This is a genomic window from Luteococcus peritonei (genome assembly GCF_039526385.1).
In the GTDB taxonomy this organism is placed as follows: Bacteria; Actinomycetota; Actinomycetes; order Propionibacteriales; family Propionibacteriaceae; genus Luteococcus; species Luteococcus peritonei.
In genome coordinates this window covers 19,482-35,499 of sequence record NZ_BAAAIX010000007.1, presented here as the reverse complement: position 1 = coordinate 35,499, position 16,018 = coordinate 19,482, and the positions used below count along the sequence as shown (strand labels likewise).

General features: G+C 69.9%; 13 protein-coding genes. 10 read left to right on the top strand and 3 right to left on the bottom strand.

What is annotated here, in order from left to right:
* Positions 1-63: 63 nt before the first annotated feature.
* The 8 genes from ABD073_RS02605 to ABD073_RS02570 all read left to right on the top strand — a co-directional run bounded on the left by ABD073_RS02605 (position 64) and on the right by ABD073_RS02570 (position 7,852).
* Positions 64-903 carry an ABC transporter ATP-binding protein gene (locus tag ABD073_RS02605; RefSeq protein ID WP_343872201.1) on the top strand — a complete coding sequence of 280 codons (840 nt, stop codon included), beginning with the start codon at positions 64-66 and terminating at the stop codon, positions 901-903.
* A complete protein-coding gene (locus ABD073_RS02600; RefSeq protein ID WP_343872200.1) occupies positions 900-1,550 on the top strand; it encodes an ABC transporter permease in 651 nt (216 codons plus the stop codon). Before ABD073_RS02605 ends, ABD073_RS02600 begins: the two co-directional genes overlap by 4 nt.
* A complete protein-coding gene (locus ABD073_RS02595; RefSeq protein WP_343872199.1) occupies positions 1,547-2,221 on the top strand; it encodes an ABC transporter permease in 675 nt (224 codons plus the stop codon). Before ABD073_RS02600 ends, ABD073_RS02595 begins: the two co-directional genes overlap by 4 nt.
* Positions 2,218-3,123: an ABC transporter substrate-binding protein gene (locus ABD073_RS02590; protein ID WP_343872198.1), complete on the top strand. Its 906-nt coding sequence runs from the start codon at positions 2,218-2,220 to the stop codon at positions 3,121-3,123. The genes ABD073_RS02595 and ABD073_RS02590 overlap by 4 nt, the downstream gene beginning before the upstream one ends.
* A complete protein-coding gene (locus ABD073_RS02585) occupies positions 3,120-3,644 on the top strand; it encodes a mycothiol transferase (RefSeq protein WP_343872197.1) in 525 nt (174 codons plus the stop codon). Before ABD073_RS02590 ends, ABD073_RS02585 begins: the two co-directional genes overlap by 4 nt.
* Positions 3,645-3,708: 64 nt before the next feature.
* Positions 3,709-4,533 (top strand): aldo/keto reductase, encoded by an 825-nt coding sequence (locus ABD073_RS02580; RefSeq protein WP_343872196.1) that lies wholly within the window; start codon positions 3,709-3,711, stop codon positions 4,531-4,533.
* 144 nt (positions 4,534-4,677) lie between these two features.
* Positions 4,678-6,018 carry a UDP-glucose dehydrogenase family protein gene (locus ABD073_RS02575; RefSeq protein ID WP_343872195.1) on the top strand — a complete coding sequence of 447 codons (1,341 nt, stop codon included), beginning with the start codon at positions 4,678-4,680 and terminating at the stop codon, positions 6,016-6,018.
* Positions 6,019-6,463: 445 nt separating this feature from the next.
* A complete protein-coding gene (locus ABD073_RS02570; RefSeq protein ID WP_343872194.1) occupies positions 6,464-7,852 on the top strand; it encodes a sugar transferase in 1,389 nt (462 codons plus the stop codon).
* A 155-nt stretch (positions 7,853-8,007) separates the two neighbouring features.
* Here the strand turns inward: ABD073_RS02570 and ABD073_RS02565 are convergent, their stop codons facing one another.
* Both ABD073_RS02565 and pgi read right to left on the bottom strand, forming a co-directional pair.
* Positions 8,008-8,700 carry a SanA/YdcF family protein gene (locus ABD073_RS02565; protein WP_343872193.1) on the bottom strand — a complete coding sequence of 231 codons (693 nt, stop codon included), beginning with the start codon at positions 8,698-8,700 and terminating at the stop codon, positions 8,008-8,010.
* 74 nt (positions 8,701-8,774) lie between these two features.
* A complete protein-coding gene (gene pgi, locus ABD073_RS02560; protein ID WP_343872192.1) occupies positions 8,775-10,448 on the bottom strand; it encodes a glucose-6-phosphate isomerase in 1,674 nt (557 codons plus the stop codon).
* Positions 10,449-10,606: 158 nt separating this feature from the next.
* Between pgi and lacZ the strand changes: the two genes are divergently transcribed.
* Positions 10,607-13,606 carry a beta-galactosidase, LacZ type gene (gene lacZ / locus ABD073_RS02555; protein WP_343872191.1) on the top strand — a complete coding sequence of 1,000 codons (3,000 nt, stop codon included), beginning with the start codon at positions 10,607-10,609 and terminating at the stop codon, positions 13,604-13,606.
* Between the two features lie 57 nt (positions 13,607-13,663).
* On the opposite strand, the gene ABD073_RS02550 is transcribed toward lacZ, so the two are convergent.
* The gene (locus tag ABD073_RS02550; protein ID WP_343872190.1) at positions 13,664-15,130 is read right to left on the bottom strand and encodes an MFS transporter; all 1,467 of its coding nucleotides are present in this window, start codon (positions 15,128-15,130) and stop codon (positions 13,664-13,666) included.
* 226 nt (positions 15,131-15,356) lie between these two features.
* Here ABD073_RS02550 and ABD073_RS02545 point away from each other — a divergent pair, with 226 nt between their 5' ends.
* Positions 15,357-15,980 (top strand): hypothetical protein, encoded by a 624-nt coding sequence (locus tag ABD073_RS02545; RefSeq protein WP_343872188.1) that lies wholly within the window; start codon positions 15,357-15,359, stop codon positions 15,978-15,980.
* The last annotated feature ends 38 nt before the right edge of the window (positions 15,981-16,018 follow it).

Below are 16,018 nucleotides of genomic sequence, written 5' to 3'. Positions count from 1 at the left end.
AACAGGCCACCACACGGGTGCCCAGGGCAGGACCGTCAGCACGGCAGCCACGAAGGGAAACGGATGGGGATCGAGTTCGAGCAGGTCGCTAAGCGCTACCCGGACGGGACCATGGCCGTCGACGACTTCAGCCTGGTGGTTCCCACCGGCCGCACCACGGTACTGGTGGGCTCCTCGGGCTGCGGCAAGACCACCCTGCTGCGGATGGTGAACCGGATGGTGGCCCCCACCAGCGGTCGGGTGCTGATCGACGACGAGGACATCGCCGGCACCGACCCGGTCAAGCTGCGCCGCCGGATCGGCTACGTGATGCAGAACTCCGGCCTGCTGCCCCACCGGCGGGTGCTGGACAACATCGCCACGGTGCCGCGGCTGAACGGTGTCTCGCGCGCCGAGGCGCACGAGCAGGCGCTGGGCCTGATGGACCTCGTCGGCCTGGACCGCTCCATGGCGAAGCGCTGGCCTGCCCAGCTCTCCGGCGGCCAGCAGCAGCGCGTGGGCGTGGCCCGCGCCCTGGCGAGCGACCCGAACATCCTGTTGATGGACGAGCCCTTCGGCGCCGTCGACCCGCTGGTGCGCGCCGAGCTGCAGGCCTGGATGGGCCGGATCCAGGCCGAGCTGCACAAGACCGTGCTCTTCGTCACCCATGACATCGCCGAGGCGCTCACCCTGGGCGACCAGATCGTGCTGCTGAAGAAGGGCGGCGAGGTGGCCCAGGTGGGCACCCCCGCCGAGCTGGTGGCCAACCCGGCCGACGACTTCGTGGCCAGCTTCCTGGGCCTGGACCGCGGCGAGCTGGACCTGCACCTGGTGGAGGGCCCGCACGGGACGCTGGTGATGGACGCCCATGGCCGTCCCGCCGGACGGATCAGCCCCTCCCCCGGCACCGGGAGGCCCGCGTGAGGTGGGTCCAGGACAACCTGGCCATGATCGGCCAGCAGGCCTGGAGCCACCTGCTGATGACACTGCCGGCCGTGGCGCTGAGCTTCCTGCTCGCCCTGCCGGTGGCCTGGCTGGCCAACCGCTGGCGTCCTGGCCGCGCCGCCCTCGTGGCGCTCTCCGGCCTGTTCTACGCCATCCCCTCGCTGCCGCTGTTCGTGGTGATGCCCATGCTGATCGGCACCACGGTGCGCGAGCGCTGGAACGTGGTGGCGGCCATGACCCTGTACGGCTTCGCGCTGATGGTGCGCTCCGCCACCGACGGGCTGGCCGCCGTCGGTGAGGGCCCCCGGCTGTCGGCCACCGCCCTGGGCTACGGCGGCCTGCGGCGCTTCTTCTCCGTGGAACTGCCGCTGGCAGGCCCGAGCCTGCTGGCCGGCCTGCGCGTGGTGGCGGTGAGCACGGTGAGCCTGGTGACGGTCTCGGCGCTGCTGGGCGTGCCCAGCCTGGGCCAGCTGTTCACCGACGGCTTCCAGCGCGGCATCCTCGCGGAGGTGCTCACCGGCATCGTGGTGACCGTGGCGCTGGCCTGGCTGCTGGACGCTGTCCTGGTGGCCCTGGGCTGGCTGGTCATGCCCTGGACCCGCACGACGCGGGGGAGCCGGACATGAACTTCTTCGTCGAGGCCTGGCACTGGCTGCTGGATCCCGCCAACCGGCAGGGGTCCGAGGGCTGGCCCGCCCACCTGCTGCAGCACCTGGGTTACACCGTGCTCGCGGTGGGCCTGGCCGCCGCCATCGGCATCCCGCTGGGCTACCTGGTGGGCCACACCCGCCGCTTCCGCGACCTGGCCGTGGGCAGTTCCGGCGCCGCCCGTGCCCTGCCGAGCCTTGGTCTGGTCACCCTGCTGGGGCTCTGGCTCGGCGTCGGGCTCAAGGCCCCGATGATCGCCCTGGTGCTGCTCGCGGTGCCCTCCGTGCTGGCCGGCGCCTATGCCGGCATCGAGGCGGTGAACCCCGTCACGGTGGACGCCGCCCGGGCCCAGGGCATGACTGAGTGGCAGGTGCTGAGCCGGGTGGAGGCCCCGCTGGGCCTGCCCTTGCTGCTGGGCGGGCTGCGCTCGGCCACGCTGCAGGTGGTCTCCACCGCCACGCTGGCGGCCTATGTCGGTGCCGGCGGGCTGGGCCGCGACCTCTTCCTGGGTCTCAAGACCCAGGACTATCCGCAGATGCTGGCCGCCTCGGCCCTGGTGGTGCTGCTGGCCATCGCCCTCGAACTGCTCTTCGAGCTGGCCACCCGCCTGCTGCACCACCGCAATCCCACCCCGGAGGAGAACCGATGAGACGCCTGCTCGCACCCCTGATCGCCCTGGTGCTGGTGCTCACCGGCTGCGCCAGCTCAGACCCGCTCGGCACCCAGCAGGGCGTCGCGGGCGGGCAGGCCTCCAAGGAGCTGGTGATCGGCTCGCAGCAGTACTACTCGAACGAGATCGTGGCCGAGCTGTACGCGCAGGCGCTGGAGAGCCGCGGCTGGAAGATCACCCGCAGCTACCAGATCGGCCAGCGCGAGATCTACCTGCCGGAGCTGGCCGCCGGGCGGATCGACGTGGTCCCCGAGTACCTGGGCAACCTGCTGCAGTACTACGACAAGCAGGCCACCGCCCGCACCGCGCAGGAGATCACCGCGGCGCTGCGCGAGAAGGTGCCCAGCGGCCTGATGGTGCTGGAGCCGGCCGCCGCCAGCGACCAGGACTCCTACAACGTGACCGCCGCCACCGCCAAGAAGTACGACCTGAAGACCATCGCCGACCTCAGCAGGCTGGGCAGCGTGAAGGTGGCCGGCAACTCCGAGCTCACCAAGCGTCCCTACGGCCCCAGCGGCCTGAAGAGCACCTACGGCGTCGATGCCACCGTGCTGCCGGTGGAGGACTCGGGCGGCCCACTGACCGTCAAGGCCCTGGTGGACGGCAAGGTGCAGGTGGCCGACATCTACTCCGCCGACCCCTCGATCAAGGCCAAGGGCCTGGTCACCCTCTCGGACCCGAAGAACCTGGTGCTGCCGCAGAACGTGGTGCCGGTGGTCGGCCCGAAGGTGGGCGCGGACGCGGGCAGCATCATGGAGCTGGTGAACTCCCGGCTCACCACCGATGAACTGGTCCAGCTCAACGCCCAGAGCGTGACCGAGCAGAAGAGCTCGGCAGTCATCGCCAAGGCCTGGCTGGCCAAGGAAGGAATCGTGAAGTGAACGGCACCAAGATCCTCGGCGACGGCTTCGCACGCATCGCGGAGTCCCTGCCCGGGCTGCTCGACGGCCTGGACCGCGACCAGCTCGCCTGGCGCGCCGACGCGCAGGCCAACCCGGTCGGCTGGCTGGTCTGGCACCTGGCCCGCGTCGAGGACGACCACACCAGCGGTGTGGCCGCCGCGCTCGGCCTGGACGGCGCCCAGCAGGTGTGGGACCAGGGCTGGCGGGAACGCTTCGCACTGCCCTATCCCGACGAGGCCATCGGCTACGGCCAGGAGAGCGCGGACGTGGCGGCCTTCCAGGCCGATGCCCAGCTGCTGGCCGACTACTACGCTGAGGTGCACCGGGCCACCGCAGCCCTGCTGGAGCAGCTCGACGACCAGGCCCTGGACGCCGTCGTCGACGACCAGTGGGACCCGCCGGTCACGGCCGGGGTGCGGCTGGTGAGCGTCGTGAACGACATCACCCAGCACCTGGGCCAGGCGGCCTACCTCAAGGGCCTGCTGGAGCGCCGCGCCTGAGAGCCCGCTCCGGGCCCCGCAACCACCCGAACCCACGAGAAGTACCGACACCACGAGGAGAACCATGACCACCGTGCCGCAGATCACCTTCAACGACGGCAAGAAGATCCCCCAGCTCGGCTTCGGCGTCTGGCAGGTCGAGAACGACAAGGCCACCCCGGCCGTGACCAAGGCGCTCGAGGTGGGCTACCGCCACATCGACACCGCCGCCATCTACGGCAACGAGGAGGGCGTCGGCAAGGCGCTGGCCGAGTCCGGCATCGCCCGCGAGGACCTGTTCATCACCACCAAGCTGTGGAACGACTCGCACGCCGCCGGTGACGCCCGCACGGCGATCGAGACCAGCCTCACCAAGCTCGGCCTGGACCACGTCGACCTCTACCTGATCCACTGGCCGGCCACCGTCAAGTACGGAGAGAGCTACATCGAGGCCTGGGACGCGATGCAGGAGTTCAAGGCCGAGGGCCTGGTCACCAGCATCGGCGTCAGCAACTTCCACGAGGTGCACCTGGCCAAGCTGAACGGCGAGACCCCGGTGATCGACCAGGTGGAGCTGCATCCCACCTTCGCGCAGGCCGAGCTGCGCCGCGTCCTCGACGACCGCGACATCGTCACCGAGGCGTGGAGCCCGCTGGGCCAGAGCAAGGACCTGGACAACGAGACCATCGGCGCCATCGCCCAGGAGCTGGGCGTCAGCCCGGCGCAGGTCATCATCCGCTGGCACCTGCAGGAGGGCCGCGTGGTGATCCCCAAGTCCGTCACCCCGGAGCGCATCGCCAGCAACTTCGACGTCTTCGGCTTCGAGCTGAGCGGCGAGCAGATGGACCAGATCACGGGGCTCGACGAGGGCAACCGCCTGGGCGGCAACCCGGAGACCGCCGACTTCTGATCCACCCCGACGGGGCGTCCTGCACGGCAGGGCGCCCCGTCGTCGCGTCCCCGGGTGGCCCGTGGACGACGGCTGCGTGAAATCCCGGTGCTTCCCGCAGAGGGCCACCCCACCTCGTCACGTGGCCGTGGCTAGGGTGTCACCATGCGCTTGTCGACGATTGGTTGCGGATACCTGGGCGCCGTGCACGCCGCCTGCATGGCCGAGCTGGGCCACGAGATGGTCGGCCTCGACGTGGACGAGAAGAAGGTGGCCAAGCTGGCCGCCGGCGAGAGCCCCTTCCACGAACCCGGCTTCCCCGAGGTGCTGCAGCGCAACGTGGCCTCCGGGCGGTTGCGTTTCACCACCGACCCGCGCGAGATCGCCGATGCCGAGATCCACTTCATCGGGGTGGGCACCCCCCAGATGCAGGGCCGCTATGCCGCGGACATGCGCTACGTGAACGCCGCGGTGGACACGATCCTGGAGCATGCGCAGCCCTCCGGCGACCGCCCGGTCCTGATCGCCGGCAAGTCGACGGTCCCTGTCGGCACCGCCGCCCAACTGGCCGAGCGGGCCCAGGCCAGCGGCAAGGACATCGACGTCATCTGGAATCCGGAATTCCTGCGCGAGGGCTTCGCGGTGCAGGACACCCTGCACCCGGACCGGATCGTCTACGGCCTGCCCGACGAGCACGAGCGCGGCGAACAACTCGTCGCCATCCTCGACGAGTGCTATGCCCAGCTGCTGGCCGAGGAGATCCCGCGCCTGCTCACCAACTACCCCACCGCCGAACTGGTGAAGGTGGCCGCCAACTCCTTCCTGGCCACGAAGATCAGCTTCATCAACGCGATGGCCGAGCTGTGCGACGCCACCGGCGCCGACGTCACCCGGTTGGCCGAGGCGATCGGTCATGACGACCGGATCGGACCCAAGTTCCTGCGCGCCGGCATCGGTTTCGGCGGCGGCTGCCTGCCCAAGGACATCCGGGCCTTCATGGCCCGCGCCGGCGAGCTGGGCGTCGACCAGGCCCTCACCTTCCTGCGCGAGGTGGACGCCATCAACCTGCGCCGACGCGAGACCGCCGTCGAGATGGCCGCGGACCTGTTCGGCGGCCGCCTGGTGGGCCGCAAGATCGCCGTGCTGGGCGCCGCCTTCAAGCCGGACAGCGACGACCTGCGCGACTCCCCCGCCCTGGACATCGCCACCCGGCTGTGGGCCCGGGGCGCCGACGTGGTGATCACCGATCCCGCGGCCGGTCAGGCACTGCGTCAGGCGCGGCCCGACCTGCACGTGGTCGACAGCGTGGAGCAGGCGGTGCGCAATGCCGACCTGGTGATGGTGCTCACCGAGTGGAAGGAGTTCACGCAGCTCGACCCGGCGGAGCTGATCGGGCGGGTCCGTGCGGCCAATATCATCGACGGCCGCAACGTGCTGGATCCGCACCGTTGGCACCGGGCCGGCTGGAACTACCAGGGCATGGGACGCGGCGTCGCCGCCTGGTGAGGCATGCCAACGGTTCCTTCCGGGCAGACGAATGGGCAGAGCTGGGCGGGCTGGCTGTGAGAATGCTGAATGCCACGGCCCGAGCGGCCGACCACGCAAGTCCGTCGAATGCCCGTCATACAGCGCATGACAAGGCGGTGCGGCCTTCCGTCACAGTGACTGAGCGAGTTTGCGGAGGCTGACCGCGGCCTGCGGGGGGCGGGCCCAGCCGTTAGACTCACCACAGTGAACTCGGCGTTCTGCGTGAACCCGGGGCTACGACTTGGCAGGGACATCCTGTCCGGACACATTTTTTTGAACTCGGGGGAGTCAAGAGAGCCACGGTCCGACGGACCGCAGGCCTCTTGTTCGTCCACCCGTCTCCAGGGGTGGAGCAATGCTGTTGAAGAACAACGTGGGGCACAGCCGACTGCGGATTCCGCGTCGCATGACTCAACGATCACTGGTGTTCACCAAGGCCATCATGGTCCTGGCGGACGCCCTGACGATCCTGCTGGCCACGCTGATCGCGGTGGCCTTCCGCAACAACGTCCCGGGTTTCGCTGACCTGGGCTACGTCCAGTACCCGGTCTCGACCCTGTGGCCGCTGGCCGTGGTGATCTGGCTGGGCTGCCTGGCCGCCGCCGGGGCCTACTCGGACAAGAATCTGGGCGCCGGCACCGACGAGTACGCGCGCACCATGCACGCCAGCCTGCTGGCGGCCGCCTTCATCGGCATCGTCTGCTACCTGACGAAGTTCGACCTGTCGCGCGGCTTCTACATCCTGCTGTTCACCATCGGGACGCCCTTGCTGGTGCTGACCCGCTGGATGGTGCGCCGTGCCATGCACCTGCTGCGCCGCCGCAACTGGCTGACCCGTCGCGTCGTGCTGGCCGGCAACCCGCAGAACATCCAGGAGATCCTCACCGTCGCCCAGCGCGAGACCTGGCTGGGCTACTACGTGGTGGGCGCCCTGCTGCCCGACGGCGTCGCCCGCGGCAACCTCGACCTGCCGGTGCTGGGCACCGTGGACGAGGCCATCGACGTGGTGGACCAGCGCGACATCGACATCGTCATCTTCGCCGACGGCTCCTTCCCCTCCTCCCGCGGCTTCCGCCGGATGGCCTGGGCGCTGGAGTCGCACCACGCGCAGATGGTCGTGGCCCCGGCCCTGACCGACATCGCCTCCCAGCGCATCCAGGTGCGCCCGGTGGCGGGCATCCCGCTGGTGATGGTGGAGCCCCCGTCGACCCAGCAGGCCGGACGCTGGATGAAGCGCACCTTCGACATCATCGGTGCCGCCCTGGTGCTGCTGGCGGCCAGCCCGGTGCTGATCGCCACCGCCCTGGCCATCAAGCTGGACGACGGCGGCCCGATCATCTTCAAGCAGGTCCGCGTGGGCAAGGGCGGCGAGCACTTCGAGATGCTGAAGTTCCGCTCCATGGTCACCAATGCCGAAGAGGTGCTCAAGACCCTGCAGAACCAGGGCCCGAACGAGGTCATGTTCAAGATGGAGAACGACCCGCGCATCACGAAGATCGGCAACTTCATCCGCCGCTTCTCCATCGACGAGCTCCCCCAGCTGTGGAACGTGCTGCGCGGCGACATGTCGCTGATCGGCCCGCGTCCCGCGCTGCCCAAGGAGGTCGCGCTCTACGCCCCGCACGTGAACCGTCGCCTCGAGGTGCGCCCCGGCCTGACCGGCCTGTGGCAGGTCTCCGGCCGCTCGAACCTGAGCTGGGACGACACCGTGCGCCTGGACCTCTACTACGTCGACAACTGGTCCATGACCCAGGACCTGTCGATCATGGCGCAGACCGTGAAGGCCGTGCTCTTCAGCAACGGCGCCTACTGAGCCACCTCCCGGGCCGGCACCGCCGGCCCACCCCAGAACCAGCACCACCCACTGGACGTGCCGCCAGCCCTTCGGGGCTGGCGGCACGGTTTCTTTGCGCCTGGGATCAGCCCCGGGACCGCATCACTCCCGGGACCACGCCAGTTCCGGGCGGGTCAGTCCCGAGGTCGGGCGAGGGCCTGGTCCACGGAGGTCTCCCGCGGGCCGGCGGTGGCCGGGCGACGGGAGGTTATGTCGAGCAGCATCTTGACGTTCGCCAGCTGCTCACGGGCGACGTAGCGTCGCCACCGCCCCGGGACGCGGCGCACCGACTCGTCGCCGACACCCCAGGCCTCCATGCCCAGCAGCCGGCAGGTGGCCAGCGCGCGGGGCAGGTGGTAGCTCTGGCTGACCACCACCAGACGTTCCACCCCGAAGATGTCACGGGCCCGCAGGCAGGAGTCGTAGGTGTCGAAGCCGGCATGGTCAGCGACGATGTCCTCGGGCGGGATGCCCGCCTGCTCCAGGTGGCGGCGCATCCCCTCGGGCTCGTTGTAGTGCTTCTCCCCGTTGTCACCGCTGACCAGCAGGACGTCCACCAGGCCGCGTCGGTGCAGCGTGGCGGCCAGGTCCAGTCGGGCGCGCAGGTAGCGGGAGGGACGCCCGTCGGAGAGCACCTCGGCACCGAGCACCAGCGCCACGCGCGGGGGCCGTGGCAGCGCCGCCAGCGCATCGGCGTCCAGGATCCGCCCCCGCGTGAGCAGTTGCACCCCCGCGCCCAGTCCGCCCACCAGCAGGACCGTCGCGCCGGCGCCGGCCAGCAGGGTGGTGCCGAGCAGGCGGGCCGAGGAGGGGCGGGGCAAGGTCATGCCCCCAATCTAGGCGAGCACGACGGCGCCCCCGCCCGGAGGGTCCGGACGGGGGCGCTGCAGCCACGCCGCGTTCAGCGCTTGCGGTTGGCCAGGTAGTAGTCGATCAGGGACTGCGTGGAGGAGTCCTGCTCGGCCTTGGCGGCCTCGTCGCCCTGGACGGCCGGGGCGATCTTGAGGGCCAGCTGCTTGCCGAGCTCGACGCCCCACTGGTCGAAGGAGTCGATGCCCCAGACCACGCCCTCGACGAAGGTGATGTGCTCGTAGAGGGCGATCAGCTGACCCACCACGCCCGGGGTCAGGGCCGGGGCCATGATCGAGGTGGTGGGGCGGTTGCCCTCGAAGACACGGGCGGGGACCACGGCCTCCGCGGTGCCCTCGGCGCGCACCTCGTCGGCGGTCTTGCCGAAGGCCAGTGCCGCGGTCTGCGCGAAGAAGTTGGACAGGAAGAGCTCGTGGACATCGGTCTCGCCGTCCTTGAGCGGGTTGGCGGGGGTGGCCACCGCGATGAAGTCGGCCGGGATCAGCCGGGTGCCCTGGTGGATCAGCTGGTAGAAGGCGTGCTGGCCGTTGGTGCCGGGCTCGCCCCAGAAGATCTCGCCGGTGTCGGTGGTGACGGCGCTGCCGTCCCAGCGCACGGACTTGCCGTTGGACTCCATCGTGAGCTGCTGCAGGTAGGCCGGGAAGCGGTGCAGGTACTGCGCATAGGGCAGCACGGCGTGGCTGGCGGCCTGGAAGAAGTTCACGTACCAGACGTTGAGCAGGCCCATCAGCAGCGGCACGTTCTGCTCGGCCTCGGCGGTGCGGAAGTGCTCGTCGATGGCATGGAAGCCGGACAGGAACTCGGTGAAGGCCTGCTTGCCCAGCGCGACGGCCAGCACGGTGCCCACCGCGGAGTCGACGGAGTAGCGCCCGCCCACCCAGTTCCAGAAACCGAAGGCGTTGTTCGGGTCGATGCCGAAGGCCTCCACCTTGTCCAGGGCGGTGGAGACGGCCACGAAGTGCTTCTTGACGGCCTCGGTGGAGCTGGCCTCGTCGGTGACGGCGCCGGAGTCCTTGAGCCTGCCCAGCAGCCACTCGCGCGCCAGGCGGGCATTGGTGAGGGTCTCCAGGGTGGTGAAGGTCTTGGAGGCGACGATGAACAGCGTGGTCTCGGGGTCGAGGTCCTTGGTCTTCTCCGCCATGTCGGTGGGATCGATGTTGGACACGAAGCGGCACTCCAGGCCCGCCTTCACGTAGGGCTTGAGCGCCTCGTAGACCATCACGGGGCCCAGGTCCGAGCCGCCGATGCCGATATTGACCACGGTGCTGATCGGGCGGCCGGTGATGCCGGTCCAGGAGCCGCCACGCACCTGCTCGGCGAAGTCGTGGATCTTGGCCAGGGTCTGGTGCACGTCGGCGACGACGTCCTGGCCGTCCACCTCGAGCTGGGCGTCCGAGGGCAGGCGCAGCGCGGTGTGCAGCACGGCGCGGTCCTCGGTCACGTTGATGTGCTCGCCGGTGTACATGGCCTCGCGGCGCTCGGCGATCTTGACCTCGTCGGCCAGCTTCAGCAGGGCGGCGAGGATCTCGTCGTCGAGGAAGTTCTTGGACAGGTCGACGTGCAGGTCGGCCGCGTCGAAGGTGAAGCGCTGCGCGCGCTCCGGGTCGGAGGCGAAGGCTCCCTTGAGGTCAGGGGTGAAGCCCTCGTGCAGCTTCGTGAGCTCCGCCCAGGCGGAGGTGGTGGTGGGATCAACCGGTGCAGTCATGGCTCCAGCCTAGGGTGCGCCGCGAAGGCCCACCAGAGCGCGGGGCGGCTCCCGGACCATGCCGCCCCGCCCCTCCCCACCGGTCGGTCCGGTTGTTAGCGTGAGGGATCGCCGTTCCCCGTCGGGTCCGGCCGGATGAGCAGCCCAGGAGCAGTGACGTGAATTTCGATCCTCGACGACTGTCCGATCCCACCGACTTCGCGGAGAACCGGATGGCGGCCCATTCCGACCATCTGTGGTTCGCCACCCCCGAGGAGGCGAGCAGCGGGCGCAGCAGCTTCGTGGGCAGCCTCAACGGCCTGTGGAAGTTCCACCACGCCCTGAACCCGGGCGCCACGCTGCCCGGCTTCGAGCAGCCCGACCTCGACGACTCGGGCTGGCAGGACATCCGGGTGCCGGCGCACATCCAGCTGCAGGGCCACGGCCGCGCGCAGTACACCAATGTCCAGTACCCCTGGGACGGCCACGAGCAGCTGGAGCCCGGCCAGGCGCCCACGCGGCACAACCCGGTGGCCAGCTACCGCACCCGCTTCGTGCTGGACCAGCCGCTGGCGCCCGGCGAGCAGCTCTCGGTGGTCTTCCACGGTGCCGAGTCGGCTCTGGCCCTGTGGCTGAACGGTGCGTGGGTGGGCTATGCCTGCGACAGCTTCACCCCCAGCAAGTTCGACCTGACGCCCCACCTGCGCGAGGGCGAGAACGTCCTGGCCGCCCAGGTCTTCACCTGGTGCGCGGCCTCCTGGATCGAGGACCAGGACTTCTTCCGCTTCTCCGGGATCTTCCGCGATGTGGAGCTGCGCCGCCGTCCCGCCGTGCACGTCGAGGACCTGCGCGTGCGCAGCGAGCTCTCGCCCGATCTGGCCCGGGCGCGCGTCGTGCTGCAGACGCAGCTGACCGGGCGGGGCAGCATCCGCGCCCAGCTGGAGGGGGTCGGCGAACTGACCGCCCAGCCCGACGGCAGCCTGGTCATCGACGTCGAGGATCCTCGGCTGTGGAGCCCGGAGCAGCCCCACCTGTATCCGCTGCGGATCGAGGTGCTGGACGCGGACGGCACCACCACCGAGCACCTGCTGCAGCAGGTGGGCATCCGGCGCTTCGCCATCGAGGACGGCGTGCTGAGGCTGAACGGGCAGCGCGTGGTCTTCAGGGGCGTCAACCGCCACGACTTCGGCCTGCAGGGGCGCGTGATCAGCCGTGAGCAGACCGAGGCCGACATCGTGCTGATGAAGCAGAACAACATCAACGCGGTGCGCACCAGCCACTACCCCAACAACAGCTGCTTCTACGAGCTGTGCGACCGCTACGGCCTGATGGTCATCGACGAGATGAACCTGGAGGCGCACGGCCTGTGGGACCGGCTGCTGCGTGAGGGCCTGGACGACGAGCAGGCCGTGCCCGGCAGCCTGCCGCAGTGGCGCGAGGCACTGCTGGACCGCGCCGAGAGCCTGGTGCAGCGCGACAAGAACCATCCCAGCGTCGTGATCTGGTCGGTGGGCAACGAGTCCTACGGCGGCACCAACCTGCTGGCCGTCGCGGACCGCTTCCGGGAGCTGGACGACCGGCCGGTGCACTACGAGGGCGTCCACCACGACCCGCGACTGCCACAGACCACCGACATCGCCAGCCAGATGTACACCCCGGCTGCCGACGTCGAGGCCTACCTGCGCGAGCACCGCGACAAGCCCTTCATCCTGTGCGAGTACGCCCACGCCATGGGCAACTCCTTCGGTGCCGTGGACAAGTACCTGGACCTGGCCGAGCGTGAGGAACTCTTCCAGGGCGGATTCATCTGGGACTTCGCCGACCAGGCCGTCCTGCTCCCCGACGGACAGGGCGGCAGCTTCCTGGGCTATGGCGGCGACAGCGAGGAGGCGCCGCACGACGGCGACTTCTGTGGCAACGGCATCGTCTTCGCCGACCGTTCCCCCAGCCCCAAGCTGGCCGAGGTCAAGGCCCTCTACGCCGCCCTGCGCATCGACGTCGAGGCCGACGGTTTCACCGTCACCAACCGCTACCTGCAGACCCCCTCGAGCGCCTTCGACTGCCTGGTCACCACCCTGCGCGAGGGGCACGATGTGGCCAGCACCACCGTCGCCACCGACGTCGCGCCCGGCAGCACCGCACACCACCCGCTGCCGCCGCTGCCCACCGAGCCCGGTGAGTACGCGGTGACGGTCTGCTTCCGGCTGCGCGAGGCCACCGACTGGGCTCCGGCAGGCCACGAGGTGGCCTTCGGCCAGGGCGTCTTCCGCGTCGGGGAATGCCCCGCCCCGGCGGTCCTGCCCGCCCCCGAGGTGGTGCGCGGCATCCACAACATCGGCGTGCGCGGCCGCCACTTCGAGGCGCTCTTCTCCAGCCTGCACGGCGGCCTGGTCTCCTACCGCTGGAGTGGCCAGGAGATGCTGCGCGGCATGCCGCGGCCCAACTTCTGGCACGCCCCCACCTCCAACGAGCGGGGCTGGCAGATGGGCTTCGAGAATGCCGTCTGGCAGGGCGCGAGCCAGCACGCCCTGCCGCTGCCCGGCCCCGAGAACCCAGAGCTGTCCACCGACGCGGCCGGTGTCACCCTGCGCTACAGCTACCGGCTGCCCACCAGCCCGGAGAGCTCCTGCACCCTCACCTACCGGGTCACCGGGGAGGGCCGCGTCGAGGTGCTGCTGGAGTGCGCACCGGACGCCTCCCTGCCCGACATGCCCGAGTTCGGGCTGCTGCTGTGCACCCGCCCCGAGTTCTCCCGGCTGGACTGGTACGGCGAAGGGCCCGACGAGAGCCATGTGGACCGCCGCAGCGGTGTCCGGCTGGGCCTGTGGCAGGGCGACGTGGCCACCCAGCTCACGCCCTACCTGCGCCCGCAGGAGGCGGGCAACCACACCGGGGTGCGCTGGGCCAGCGTCACCGACCGCACCGGCCGCGGACTGCGCCTGGACTGCACAGCCGAGGGCGGCATGGAGTTCTCCGCACTACCCTGGACCCCCGCCGAGGTGGAGAATGCCGCCCACCACCACGAGCTGCCCCGCAGCCGACGAACCGTGCTGCGCCCGGCGCTGAGGCGCCGCGGCATCGGCGGCGACGACTCCTGGCAGGCCCGCACCCACCCGGAACACCTGCTGCCGCGGGGCGAGCGGCTGGCCTTCCGCCTCTCCTTCACCGGCATCGGCTGAGCACGCGACGAGGGGCCCGACCTGGTGGTCGGGCCCCTCGTCGGGTCGTGGGTGGGATCAGCCGGCGACGGCCGCACCCTGCTGCTGGGCGCGCTTCTCGGCGAGGAAGGCGACATTCGCGTCGACGCGCTTCTTGCTCAGCGGGTAGAAGAATTGCAGCGCCAGGGCGACACCGATCAACAGGATGCCGGGGATCAGCGTCGAGTACATCCAGATCCCGTCCAGGGTCTCCTGGCTCTGGGTGACGGTCTGGCCACCCTTGCTGGACTGGTAGCCGATCCAGGACAGGGCCCAACCGGTCAGTCCGCCGGCCAGCGCCTGGCCCATCTTGCGGGCCCAGGAGTAGACGGCGTAGATGGTGCCGTCGTTGCGCTCACCGGTGCGGACCTCCTCGGCGTCGATCACGTCGGTGATGAAGGCCCAGACCAGGAAGTTGAAGATCGAGATGCAGAACTGGGCCACCGCGTAGAGCACCACCCAGGTCATCGGGGCGCCCTGCAGGTCCAGGAAGTAGGTGCCGATCATCACCAGGCCGCCGACGATCATGGAGACCACGCCGATCTCGCGCTTGCCGAACTTCGTGCCCAGCCAGGGGGCGATCACGATCAGGCTGAAGGCCGGGATCAGGGCGGCCATCTGGGCGGTGGACTGCAGGCCCTTGTCGTTGAAGTAGTCCAGGATCAGGTAGCCCAGCATGCCGCTCACCAGGAAGTTGCTCACCAGCAGCAGCAGCGCGGCGGCGACGATGCCCATCAGGGCGCGGCTCTTGAACAGCGAGCCGAAGAGCTGGGCGAAGCTCATGTTCTCACCGGCGACGCGGGCCGGCGGCTCGATCCGCTCGGTGACCAGCAGGTAGCACAGCGCGTACCAGATCACGGCGATGACCGAGCAGATGATGGCGGCGATGGTCATCCGCGAACCGCTCAGCGTGGACTGGCCGTCCACCTTGACGTAGACGATCAGCGGGAGCACCACCGAGAGCAGCAGGATGGCCAGCTGGGCGCCGGTGGAGCGCCAGACCGAGAGCTCCGAGCGGTCCTTGGGGAAGGGCGAGATGACCGAGGCCATCGAGCCGTAGGGGATGTTGATCATGGTGTAGGTGATCGAGCCCCACAGGAAGTAGGTGATGCACATCCAGGCCAGGCGGGCACCGTAGGAGTCCCAGCCGGCGATGAAGCTCTGGTACATCAGGGCGGAGGCCAGGGCGACGGGGATGGCGCCGCGAGCGATCCAGGGGCGGAACTTGCCGGCCGCGGTGGCCTTGGCGGTGTCGACGATGCGGCCCATGCCGACGTCGGTGAAGGCGTCGACGATGCGCGCGGCGAAGAAGAGGGTGCCGACGTGCGCCGGGTTGATGCCCACCACCTTGGTGTAGAAGAGCATGAAGAAGAGCATCTGCAGGATGAAGGTGAAGTCGTTGCCGAAGTCACCGAACATGTAGCCGATGCGGTCGCGCATCCCGAAGGGCCGCTTGCCCTTGATGGTCCCGCCCTCGTGCTCGAGGGCCCCTGCCTGCGTTGTCATTGCCCACACACCTCACTGTGTCGATCGGGTTCCGTTGCCGGACTGTCGCCGTCCGGCCGGATGCCGCCCACCGGGGCGGCTGATGGATCCATCACACCCCCGCGACGGACAGAAGGCGTGGTGTTTTCACCTGTTGCACCCGTGGCAACACCTGGCACAGGGCGCGCCGAGCCCACATTCGTCCGCCCCGCAAGGCCTTTCACGGCCGGAGGCCTAGTCTGGGCTCATGGATTCCCTGCAGACCTGGCAGAGCGCGCTGGACCTCTGGCACCGCGTGGCGCGTCTCGACGTCGACGAGCTGTCGGTGCACGTGGACCCCTCCGCGGCCCCGGACATGCCGGTGGTGGACTTCCGCGACGAGGGCTGGAACAGCCTGCTGCTGCAACCGTTGTCCGAGATCGCGGTCTGGGGCTTCACCGGCCCCACCCTGCTGCTGCACCACGAGCCAGAGGGGGCGACGGCCGTCGTGGCCCCGGTGGTGGACGAGGTCGAGGGCCCGTGGGCCACCGGCCCGGTCTACCGGGTGGACCTGACCGATCCCGAGGAGCCGAGGATCAGCTGGCTGGCCCCCGATGTCGCCGACTTCTACCTGCGCACCGCACAGGCGGCACTGGACGCCCTGGAGGTGCCCGACGTGGTGGAGGGCGACAGCCTGGTGCACGAGGCGCTGGCCTCGGTGATGCAGGCGGAGGGCCGTGAGCTGTCAGCGGTGCAGGCCGAGGGCCTGTGGCAGGTGGACTTCAGCGGGGCCCAGCCGGGCGACTGGACCACCCTGGCACCCCAGCTGGGCGTGACCGGTGGCGGCGAGCTGGCCGTCACCGCCCGGGGCAGCCGGCTGTTGCTCGGCTGAGCCGCTGTCCGGCGCCGGGCCGCTCCGGGCAGCACGAC

Bases quoted from the DNA above. Each gene is read 5' to 3' on its own strand.
- ABD073_RS02575 (WP_343872195.1), top strand. From the start codon at position 4,678: ATGCGCTTGTCGACGATTGGTTGCGGATACCTGGGCGCCGTGCACGCC.
- ABD073_RS02580 (WP_343872196.1), top strand. From the start codon at position 3,709: ATGACCACCGTGCCGCAGATCACCTTCAACGACGGCAAGAAGATCCCC.
- ABD073_RS02605 (WP_343872201.1), top strand. From the start codon at position 64: ATGGGGATCGAGTTCGAGCAGGTCGCTAAGCGCTACCCGGACGGGACC.
- ABD073_RS02545 (WP_343872188.1), top strand. From the start codon at position 15,357: ATGGATTCCCTGCAGACCTGGCAGAGCGCGCTGGACCTCTGGCACCGC.
- ABD073_RS02590 (WP_343872198.1), top strand. From the start codon at position 2,218: ATGAGACGCCTGCTCGCACCCCTGATCGCCCTGGTGCTGGTGCTCACC.
- ABD073_RS02550 (WP_343872190.1), bottom strand. From the start codon at position 15,130: ATGACAACGCAGGCAGGGGCCCTCGAGCACGAGGGCGGGACCATCAAG.
- ABD073_RS02595 (WP_343872199.1), top strand. From the start codon at position 1,547: ATGAACTTCTTCGTCGAGGCCTGGCACTGGCTGCTGGATCCCGCCAAC.
- ABD073_RS02565 (WP_343872193.1), bottom strand. From the start codon at position 8,700: ATGACCTTGCCCCGCCCCTCCTCGGCCCGCCTGCTCGGCACCACCCTG.
- pgi (WP_343872192.1), bottom strand. From the start codon at position 10,448: ATGACTGCACCGGTTGATCCCACCACCACCTCCGCCTGGGCGGAGCTC.